Origin of the sequence: Rhodococcus sp. MEB032, from assembly GCF_030208925.1 — a bacterium.
GTDB lineage: Bacteria > Actinomycetota > Actinomycetes > Mycobacteriales > Mycobacteriaceae > Rhodococcus_F > Rhodococcus_F qingshengii.
In genome coordinates, this window is the sequence record NZ_JARVSY010000030.1 from 81070 (window position 1) to 91706 (window position 10637).

6 protein-coding genes are annotated in these 10637 nt (G+C 65.1%); all 6 read right to left on the bottom strand.

Annotated elements, in window-relative coordinates; all coding sequences use genetic code 11:
• Positions 1–5 precede the first annotated feature (5 nt).
• Complete coding sequence (locus tag QRN54_RS26550; protein WP_283377431.1) at positions 6–4181, bottom strand: TIGR02680 family protein; 4176 nt, start codon at positions 4179–4181, stop codon at positions 6–8.
• Entirely contained in the window at positions 4178–5620 is a 1443-nt protein-coding gene (locus QRN54_RS26555) for a TIGR02678 family protein (RefSeq protein WP_054187391.1), read from the bottom strand. Before QRN54_RS26555 ends, QRN54_RS26550 begins: the two co-directional genes overlap by 4 nt.
• The gene (locus QRN54_RS26560) at positions 5617–7122 is read right to left on the bottom strand and encodes a TIGR02677 family protein (RefSeq protein WP_064074328.1); all 1506 of its coding nucleotides are present in this window, start codon (positions 7120–7122) and stop codon (positions 5617–5619) included. The genes QRN54_RS26555 and QRN54_RS26560 overlap by 4 nt, the downstream gene beginning before the upstream one ends.
• A gap of 33 nt (positions 7123–7155) precedes the next feature.
• On the bottom strand, positions 7156–8241 hold the full coding sequence (locus QRN54_RS26565) for a helix-turn-helix domain-containing protein (protein WP_019748530.1): 1086 nt from the start codon (positions 8239–8241) through the stop codon (positions 7156–7158).
• Positions 8242–8387: 146 nt separating this feature from the next.
• Positions 8388–9548: an MFS transporter gene (locus tag QRN54_RS26570; protein ID WP_050655280.1), complete on the bottom strand. Its 1161-nt coding sequence runs from the start codon at positions 9546–9548 to the stop codon at positions 8388–8390.
• On the bottom strand, positions 9545–10399 hold the full coding sequence (locus QRN54_RS26575; protein WP_223257810.1) for a PAC2 family protein: 855 nt from the start codon (positions 10397–10399) through the stop codon (positions 9545–9547). The genes QRN54_RS26570 and QRN54_RS26575 overlap by 4 nt, the downstream gene beginning before the upstream one ends.
• Positions 10400–10637 lie beyond the last annotated feature (238 nt).

Genomic DNA, 10637 nt, shown 5'->3' on the forward strand with positions numbered 1-10637 from the left:
AGTTTCTAGGCGTAGTCCAACGCACCTTCGGCGGGTGTCGGCACCCGGCGCCGTAGCGGCGAGCCCAATGCCCTCGCCAGATCCGTTCCGTCGTGCTCGGCGAGCAGCTCACCGTTCGACCAGACCAGCAGCGCGGCGCTGACCGCTTGTTCGGCCGTGGAGTGCGCGAGGTCGTAGTGCGCACAGCCGGGGACGTCTGCGTACGTGATCCACAGGTCGTAGCCGGTCATGAAGAGATCCAGGTCGAACTGAACGCTCAAGCCGAGAAGCTCGCTGCGACCGTTGTCGTCGACACCGGCGAAGGCCTCGTCGAGTGCCAGCAGACGCGGGGCGTGCGGGTCGGCCGAGTCCAACATGACGTGCGCCGCGGCGAACAAAGGAAGGTGCAGCGAGACGGACTGCTCGCCACCGGACAGCGCGCTGTGCCGCGCGACGGTAAGACGGTCTTCCTTGCCCTCACCGCTGATGAGGGTGAACGAGAACACGCGCCATTGACGGTAGTCGAGCGCCGAGGACAGAATCTCCGGGTACGAGCGTTCGGGGTGCGCCGCGCGGGCGGTACGGATCTGCGTCGCGAAATGTGCTCGCAGAGTAGCTAGTTCATCGACGCCGAGGGCCGACGCGTCTCGATCCAGCAGCTTGGAGATTGCCCGCGAGCTGTCGTCGAGGTTGTCGGCGAGCACCCAGTGAACGCCGATGGTATTGCCTGAGGACATCCGCCGCTCACGCATCTCGGTGCCCATCTGTGCGATCAACTCGCGTGCGTCGACCGTGCGCTCGTGGATCTGCTGGGCCAATCCCGTCAACAGGGCATCTTCGAGAATGCGACGCTCGGATTCGGTGAGCAACTGCTCCTGATCGCCGCGAGCGTCGTGGATCCGCGTTGCGAACTCGCCGATCGACGAATAGCCCTGATCGTCCTGGACTCGTACGACGGTCAGCCCATCCGGTGCATCCCACTGCAGACGGTAGTCCTGTCCGGCCGCTGCGAGTTGGGCGTCGAAGTCCTGCAACGCCGAGGTCAGTGCCGTGCGGGTTGCCTTGCGGGCTCCGTCGGTGACTCGGACTGCCGAGGTCGCAGCCTCGAGCGCTCGGTACAACTTGTCGACGTCTTCGGGGAGGACGGGCGGGTGGGCTGCGTCCTCGCTGCGATCTTCGTTCTGGATGCGGTAGACCAACTGATCGGGGCTCATCCACGCCGCTGAACTTGCCGGCCAGCTCAGATGTTCCTTGACGCCCAACAACTCGAGAAGGTCCGGGCGCGCGTAGGGTGCGAGTCGCTCTGCATCGCTGCGGGTTTCGGTCAGGGTGTGACGCAAGGTCTCCACGGCGGTGTTGTACGCACCCTCCGCCGTGCCGATCTGGAGGACGGCGGCGTCGTATGCCTTTCGCGCCGCACGCTGTTCGACCTTGCATTCTTCGATCTTCGCGCGGGCTTTTGCCAGGTCCAGGTCGATCTGCTCGGCGCTGGCACCGAGGGTGTCGCGCAGCGTCTCGAGACGCTGCACCTGCTGGAGCAGACTCTCCTCGGCGATGGCGGCTTCCTCGGCGAATTCCTCCGCATTGGCGCGTGATTCGTCGAGACGGTCGCGAGACTCGCGTTCGAGTTCGACTTCCTTGGCATGCTCCCGTCGGCAGCGCAGCGCCAGTTCGCCCTGCTTCTCGAAATGACGGATCGCCGCCGCGAGGGAATCGAGTTCACGGCCGATATGCGGCGTCCGGTGCTGCGACGCCGTCGCTCGGAGTTGCTTTTCCTTCGCCGCGAGATCAGCGATCGCCGCATCGAGTTCGCGTTGTGCCGTTTCCGTGGCCTCCGAGCGAGTACGGAGTGCGCCGGCAGATTCGGTGACCGTCTTGAGTGCGCGCAGGATCGAACCTGTCTTCGGCAATTCCTTTGCCGCAGAGTTGATCCGGCTCAGTTGCTCGTTGGTCTGCGCCACCAGTGCCTTGGCCGTATCGACTGCCGCGGCAAGTTCTTCCAGAGCCGCGTCGATCTCGGTGATCCGAGCCTCGCGTCGACGCGCCCGTGCTGTGGTGCCGATGTACTCGGCATCGGCCTTGACGTGCCGGCCACGCGCGACGCCCTGCCAGAAGCGGCCGTCGACGCCGATCGCGACGCTTGCATCGGAGTCGCCCGGCGCCTCGACGAGACTGATCGACGCGAGAATGTCCTGTACCCGAGCGTCGGGTACGTCGGCATTGCCTTCGACCTCGAGGACGTCGGCCAGCGTTCGTCCCTTCGGACGCTGCTTGACGGGCAGAGCCGTCAGGAACTGCTCGCTGACGTGCTCGGGAATCTTCTCGTCCGGGCAGACCCAGCCGTCGAGCAGATTTGCCGCCTGGAGTGCGGATTCGATTCCCGTGGCCACGTCTGGTTCGACGGAATCGGCGAAGCGCACCAACTGCCACAGCGGTGCACCACCCAGTTCACTGCGGTTGTCGGAGCGTGCGTGGAAGGCAGGCGGAGCGTCGTCGTGTTCCGCGGAGACGGCCTTGCGCTCGGATTTGAGAGCCGCGATGGAGGCGTGTGATGCAGATATTTCAGCTTCGGCCTCACGTCGACGCTCGCGCAGCGTCTCGGTGCCGGCCACGGTGTGCTCGGCGAGAACTGCGGACAGCGCCGGAGCGTCTTCGTCGCCGACCTCGGCGAGCGCCGCGTCGAGAGCTTCGAACAGCGACGTGTCGGCGCCGACAGCCGAAAACAGGGAGGAGTGATCGGTCCACCACGCGCGCAGCCCGCTGGCGCACTGACTGCGTGCGAGTTCCACGGCAGCTTCGCCCTCGAGTACAGCCGCCTTGGACGCTTCGAGCAGCTCTTGTCCACGGCGAGAGCTGTTTTCGGCCCGGGTTCGTTCGGTCGCCGCCTTCTCGACGGTCGCCAGTGCGGTGCGGACGACGCGTACGTCACCGTCACGCTCCTCGGCATGGCCACGGACTGCTGCCGTGATCTGGTCACTGCGTGAGCCGTCGGGCAGGGGAGTCCAGACGATGCCGGCGTCCTCGGCTGCTGCCTGAAGTTCGTCCTCGGCGCGCGAGAGTGCTTCGGCCGCACGCTTGACCGACGATGCAGCCTTGTCGGCTTCGTCGCCGCGTTGAGCGAGTGCGGCCTGCGCTTTCCGGGACTTGTCTGCCTGCTGCTCGGTCGAGAGCTTGAGCGTCGCGACGGCCTGGGCGAGGTCGTCGAGTTGCTGTTTGCCTTCGTACGCGCTCGAGCGTTGCAGTGCTTCGACATTGGCGCGCGCGTTCTCGAGTGCCTGCTCGGCCTGGTTGAAGCGCTCCTCGGCTGCTGCCCGCGCCTCACGGCTGCGGGTCTGGGCGAGCGACGACTCGTCCATGGCGGCAACACCTCTGGTGACCGCTGCGAGGCGGGTGCTGACCTGTTCGATCTCTCCGCGAGACTGCTGACGCAGGTACTTGGTGTAGACCCCGATGAAACTCTGGGCTGCCTGATCGGCGGCCGCGAGCCCCTCGAGCGCGCGGCCGACTTCCTCCATGTCGCTGAACGAACGCGCAGCTTCGAGGACCAACTGATCGTCGAGTGGACGGAGACCGTCGGTGAGTGCCTGCGAAAGGCCCTTCGGGTCGAGGTTCTTCGCGAGCTGGGGACGGCGAAGCGTGAGAATGAGATTGATCAGCTGGTCGTAGCGCTGCACTCCGAGACCGAACATTCGCGCGTCGATGGCTGTGCGGTAGTCGAGGGGACGGTCGGTGATGGAATCGCTGCCGAGTTGTTCGGCCAACTGCTTCTTGGTGAGAGGACGATCGTCGTTGCCGATCAGCGAGAAGTCGACTCCGACGCGGCCGTCGGCGACGAAGTACCAGCGGGTGACCTTGTCGTTGGTTCGGGTTGCCCGCATGCCGATTCCCACGGTCACCGACTCGGGATCTTCGAGGGAGCCGCGGCAGAACTCCATCCACACGTAGGAGTGCGCGCTGTCCTGGCCCCGGTAGAGCAGGTTGGACTTCATCGTGCGCTCTTCACCGGCGAACGGATTGAGGCGCCGCGGTTCGATGCGGCCGTCGAAGACGAACGGGAACAGGACCTCGAGGGCCTTGGTCTTGCCGGATCCGTTGGGTCCCCGCAGAACCAGTCGACCGTCGGCGAACGAGAACTCTTGGTCTCGGTAATCCCAGAGGTTGATGATTCCAGCCCGAGTAGGTCGGAAGCGGGCGTTGCTCATACGTTCTCTACCTCTGATAGTTCGCCGTTGGGGGAAGGTTCGGGGCCGAATTCGTCGACCGGATCCGGTGCGGAGTTGTCCACCGCGAAGTCGATCTGAGGATCGCGTTCGCGCACGGAGACCACGACGTCGCGGTACCGGGCAAGGACGGGCAACACCAGTACGCCGCCGTCGACCGCATGCGTCAGGCGCAGACGTTGCAGCAACCCGAGCGCCTGCTTGCGCAGCCCGTTGTGATCGGCCTGCCACTGCGCCGCGAAAGTTCGCCCGAACTGGTCCACCAACTCGGTGACCTTGTCAGCGAGCCAGTCGTCGTCGATTTTCGGGTACGTGACGGGTGGCGGTGGCTCGGCCGGTTCGCCGGCGGGCAGCACGAAGTCGTCGTCCTCGTCGGCGAGGTCCTCGAAGATCCCGGCCTCGGGGATGGCGGCATCGAGTTGTTCGATCAGGTGATCGTCCGACACGTGCGGGATCGGAAGTTTCGGCAGTTCAGGAGCGTCGACGTCGAGTACGCGGTCGGCAATCTCGCCGGCCAGGAGAAGTGCCACCTGAGCGATCGTTCCGGTGCTCGGGAAGCGGACGTCGGAGAGTCGGCCGGTGGGATCGATCATCGCGATTCCCTCGGCGCGGCGCTCGGCCACCAACCCCGTCAGTAGTTCGACTTCCGACGCGGTCTTGGGCTGCGCCAACGCGATCAATTCGTGCTGATCGAGTTCACCGGCCAGTACGACCGGCCGCTCGACCAGAGCCCGACGCACTCGGCGTCCGATCTCTTTCGCGTCCACAGGAATTCCGTCGTCCTCGGAGGCGCTCGAGGTCTCGACGGCCAGGAGTCCGCGGATGGAGTGTAGGTGCTGCAGGGCGCGCGGTGGACGGAACAGCGCTACGACGACGGAACGGTCGATGTCGTAGAGCGCTTCTCCCGCTTCGGGATTGGACGCCCAGCCGTTTGCGTCACCGTCGGCGAGGGCGATAGCGCCTCTGACTCCGAGCCAGCCCACTGCGTCGACGAAGGCGTCGCGGTCGGACGCACGATCGGTGGAGAGTTCGACGCCGTCGACTTGTGCAGCATCGGCCGCGACGTGATCCGCCAACTCCGACAACGTGATCTGGTTCCCGGCGCGGCCCAACGCGGCCAGGCACAATGCCAGGTAGGCGTAACGCGTGCGATCGAAGGTTCGCTCGGAGGCAGTTCGGGCCGGTGCCGACGGGTTGAGTCGATCCGACACCGTGAACAGGCGAGCGGTGGTCTCTGTCACCTCGAGGCGGTATCCGAACAGCTCCAGTAAGTCGTCACGTAGCTCGGTGGCCCAACGGCGCAAGAGCGGCAACGCAATTCGATCCGGGTACGTCGAGGTGATCAGGTGATTGGACAGAATCACACGCGCCGCTCGTTGGTACGAATCGAGGGCTAGGGGCGTGATCTCGCGAGCTCTCATCGAACACTGACCTCGATGCCGTCGAGATGCATTCGTCCGCGAGCAGTCTTGATGGTGGTCGAACCGTCCGAGGGACTGAGCGTCAGCTTCACCCCGTTCTCACTACCGGTGGAGCTCTTGACGCGTCCCACCACCGGAACGCGCGCGGTCAGTGCTGCATTGAGCAGACTCAGCAAAACTTCGGTCTCCTGCTCGTTGAGTTCGCGCTGATAAACACCGTTCGACGCGAGGGATTGCGCCGCGGCACTGCGCGTACGTTGCGCCGCCAACTGCTCTTCGCGCAGGCGGCGGATGCTGCCGTCGTTGCGGGCGACTTTGCTCGGCAAGCCGGGTGAGGGCGGGCGGCCGGTTTCGGCGAGTGTTCGCGCGATCTCGACCGGCGGTGCCTCCCACCACGAGCGTGAGTGCGAAATGATGTCGGCGTCCGGATGCACCATCGAGAGATGGCGTGGACGACCGAGGTCGAACACTGCCTGGAACAGAGCATGAGCTGCGTCTTCGGACGGCGTGGCGGCGAACCAGCCGGCGAGGTGCCGGAGCTGGCTCTCACGGCTGACACCGCCGCGACGGGTTTCCGTGACGCGGCGAAGGAGCGCGAGAACCGCGGCGATCGCGCTCATCGTGCCCTCACGCAGGCGTTCGGACTCGCTGATTCCCGATTCCGCAGAGACGAACCAGGCGGTCAATCCTCGCCAGCGCGCAGCCCAGTCGTCTTCGCGTTCGGTGATCGGGACGAACACCCGTTCGTCACTGGCGGCGGCGAGGCGGATCATGCGATCGACCCCGGTGGATTCGACGTGCTCGATCGCTTCCTTGAGCTTGGGGGCGTAGCGAGCCAGATCGGAGCTGAACTCCCGCATGTGCGTGAGCAGAGCATCCTTGTGCGTGAGGAAAGCCTGCGGAGTGATCTCCGTGGTCCGTACGAGGTCCCCGAGGGTCAGATAGAAGTGCGCGGCTCGATCAGCCATGTCGGAGAGTGTCGAGTCGAGGCGCTTGAGCTTGCGGAAGATCAGATCGCCGTCGGAGCGTCGGTTGGCCTCGGCGAGTTCGGACATGTCTGCGAGCAGGTCCGGCAGAGCGAGACGCGAGAGCGACGCCGAGTCCAGGCGTGCGGCGAGAACGTCTTCGACTGATCGATAGACCTGGTATCCGGCCTGACCGAACTGGTAGACGAAGTGGCGATTGCGGTACTCGGCCAGCGTGGCCGCGCGGGTGCCGTCGTAGCTGCGCTCGAGGATCTCCCACACGTGGAGCTGATCCAACAGGGGAGTGACCTCTGCTGCCGACAGATCGGCCGCCGGATCCGATCCACCGATCTTCTCGAGGATGTGCGCGACGGCTCCGGCATGCAGCAGGACGGTGTAGTTGGCGCGAGCATGGTCGAAGGCACGAAGTACCCAGAGGTACTCGGCCCGTTTTTCCGCGATCGTGAACGAAAACAGCTTCAGTCGATTGGTGTCGGCGTACGCGGCGTAATCGGGCGCACTCGTTTCTTCCACCATGACAGGGTAGGCGAGAGACGCCCCCTCTTTTTCCTACGGGCGATCCGTAGCAGGGGATGCGGCGCGTCGCCACTGCGATTCGTTCTCGATCATCCATGTGAGCAGGTGCTCGGCCGCCGCCTCGTCGGAGTCCGGGCCGACCAGCAGATCGGCGAACGCTTGGCTGGGGGCGACGATGCGGATGCCGTCGCGGGTGAGCAATCGGTCGAAGGCAGACGGTGAGAGGGGAGCGGTGATCCACACGTCACCGCCGGATTCCACCCGCCGTAGTCCGAGAGCGTCGGCGAACTGATCGACGTTGTCGGCATGGAAGTGGGCACGTCGAGTGGGCGCGTACCGAGCAAAGGGTGCGGCGGCCACCGAGGCGGTACCGGCGTAGATGTGACCGCTGAGCTGACGCAGTTGATCGAAGAGTGCTTCCAACCCGTCCGGCGCGTGAAAGCCGTGAGGCGTCGGCGCTTTGGCCCCGGCCTCAGCCGCCCATTCACGAAGCATCTTCGGCCAGCGGACGTCACCGATCCCACCGCGGGGGAGCCGGGTGACCAGTTCGCGATCCGACAGTGTCTGAACCACCCGGTAGGTTGCTCCCGTCGATGCACCGGCCAGGCGCACCAAGGCAGTGATCGCCAGTGGCGCCGCGAAATCGGCAAGCGCACGCACGACGCGAGCTGACGGATCGCCCGTCAGCTGTCCGGAAGGACGTCCGGGCCCCCGCCACGGATCGGCGTCGGCTCCGCGTCCACGCACCCAGACGGCGGGTCGATCAGCGGTCAACGACACGTTGCCCGTGGCGTCTGCGTACGAGATCGCGTGGGAATCGAGCTGCCGGCGGACCGGCTCGGACAGATATTTTGCGCACACGAAGCCGGGTTGACCGGTGGGGAAGCGATCGGCGATACCGGGAACGTCGCTGCTCAGGACACCGTGAGCGGCGTAGACGCCGAATTTGGCCACCGCGCCGTCAGGGGAGCGGAGGTCGAGTCGGAGTGGCGCCTCGGACAGGTCGGGGGAGCGCTGTGTCGACAAAGACCAGGTAGGAGGCAAATTTTCTTCGATGACGGCAACCGATCGCCGAAAAATGTCGATCGGCCGTTCCGGTTCCGACTCAGATTCGCTCATGTTCCAATGGTATCAATATCTGTCAACGACGGAAACACAGGATTTTCCGAATAATGTTCGCCCTGACAGCCTCGCGACAACGGTGGTCGCTTTCGCCGAGAAACTCACTACCTCCACAACTTCGAATTCGAAATTGCCGAGACCGATCAGCGTTGCTTCGGCATGATCAGGGGAGCGACGACGGCGAGCAGTAGTGCGGGGATCAGGAAGCTCGCGGCAGGCGAAGAGTCGTAAATCGGTGTCAGGGCCAGGGGAGCAAGAGCGGCGCCGCCGAAGCGCATCGCTTGGACGACGGACACGGCGCCGCCACGGTTCGGCCCCGCGGATCCGAGGACCGCCGCGTTGACGCCGACCAGCACGAACTGGCTCGCGACGCCTGCGACAAACCATGCGATCGCGATCACGGGCACCAAGCCGGCAAGGCCGACGACGGAGACCAGAACTGCTCCGCCCAGGGCGCCGATCATCACGGAGGAGCGTGCGCCGATGCGATCGATGAGGATTCCGATGCGCCGGGCCGAGAGGATGCCGGCCACGCCGAAGACGGTGAGCAGTAGGCCGCGGACGGTGGGGGACAGCCCGAACTCGTCTTCGAAGCGGAAGGCGAGCAGGAAGCTCAGTCCACCGAGGGCGCCCCAGCCGAGCAATGCAGCGATACCGATGCGGAGCACTTCGGGGCGTAATGCATCGCGGAGACGGGCGGGAGTGGTCGCTGCCGGTGCTTCGGACTTCGGAAGTCCGACGGCTCCCAGAATGCCCGCGACCACTGCGATGACGAGAAAGGCCAGACGCCAGTCGAATTCGGCCGCCAGTCCGCCGATCAACGGAGCCGACGACTGCCCTGCGGCCTGGAAAGCGCCGAAGGCTCCGAGGGCTCGACCCAGCCGTGCCTGCGGTGTTGCGGCCGCCAACGAGGCAAGCAGTAGCGGCGTGGTGAATGCGTTCGCGGAGCCCTGCAGTACCCGGGCGGCAAGGAAGATCTCGAGTGTCGGGGCGAGGAAGCATGCCAACGACGCGAGGACGTAGACGCCGTAAGCGATGCGCACCGTCCGAACCTTGCCCCACCGCGTCCCGAGTGTCCCCGACACCAACATCAGAGCGGCGAAGGGGAGCAGGTACGCGGTGAGGGAAGAGGCGGCCGCCGACGGACCGACCCCTAGATCGTCACCGATCTCGGGAAGGATCGAAGCAACCACGCCGCCGCCGAACGGGCCGAGGAACCCGCCGGCGTACAGCGCGATCAGCTGAAGCCGGAGGCGCAGTGGGCGCTGTGTACTTCCGCCTTCTTCTGGAGTGTTCTTGCTCACAGTCCGAAGCTGCCGGGGCCTCGCCGTCTGAGGTAGCGCTCGAATTCCGCGGCGATGGCATCGCCGTCGATCTTGGAGATTGCTTCGCTGATGTCGGTTTCGGCGTCTCCCCGTTCTTCCAGGGTGCGCACGTATTCGCCGATTTCCTCATCGTCCGCGGTCATTTCGTTGACCGCTTCCTCCCAATCCTCCGACTGAGCCGGGAGCTCCCCGAGTGGGACCTCGATGTCGAGAACATCCTCGACTCGTTGAAGGAGGGCCACTGTGGCCTTCGGGTTGGGTGGCTGCGAGACGTAGTGCGGAACCGCCGCCCAGAACGAAATAGCGGGTACACCAGCACGAACGCACTCGTCCTGAAGAACCCCGGTGATGCCCGTCGGGCCTTCGTACCGCGTCTGTTCCAGGTTGAATCGGGCGGCGGATTCACTGCTGTAGGCCGTGCCCGTCACCGGGACCGGTCGGGTGTGCGGAGTATCGGCGAGCAGGGCGCCGAGGATGACGACCGTCTTGACGTTCAGTTGGTCGATCAGCTCGAGCAGATCCTCGCAGAAACTGCGCCACCGCATGTTGGGCTCGATCCCGCGAAGCAGGACGATGTCGCTCTCGCTGCCAGGAGGCGAACAGACCGACAAACGTGTTGCCGGCCAAACGATTTCGCGAGTGACACCGTCGACCTGCCGGACTGTGGGGCGGTTGACCTGATAGTCGTAGTAGTCCTCTGAATCGAGTTCGGCGAGCGGCTGGGCATCCCAGATCAGCTCGAGATGTTCGACCGCACCGCTGGCTGCGTCACCGGCGTCGTTCCAGCCCTCGAAAGCTGCAACGAGGATAGGATCACGTAGGACAGGGATGTCGCCCTCGAGGCGGTCGCTGCTGTCGACGGCAAAGCCGTCAGGGCTCTCGAAGGCCGCGGAATCATCGAAATCGACCGGGCCGTCGGGAGTGACGGGGAACTCACTTGGACTCACCCACCCAGCCTACGGCCAGAGCTTGTCGGTGCGCCCACTACTCTGGACGGCATGTCTGCCCCATTTAACTCTGCCCTGCTTGATGCGCTGAAACAGCGCGTTGTCATCGGCGACGGAGCGA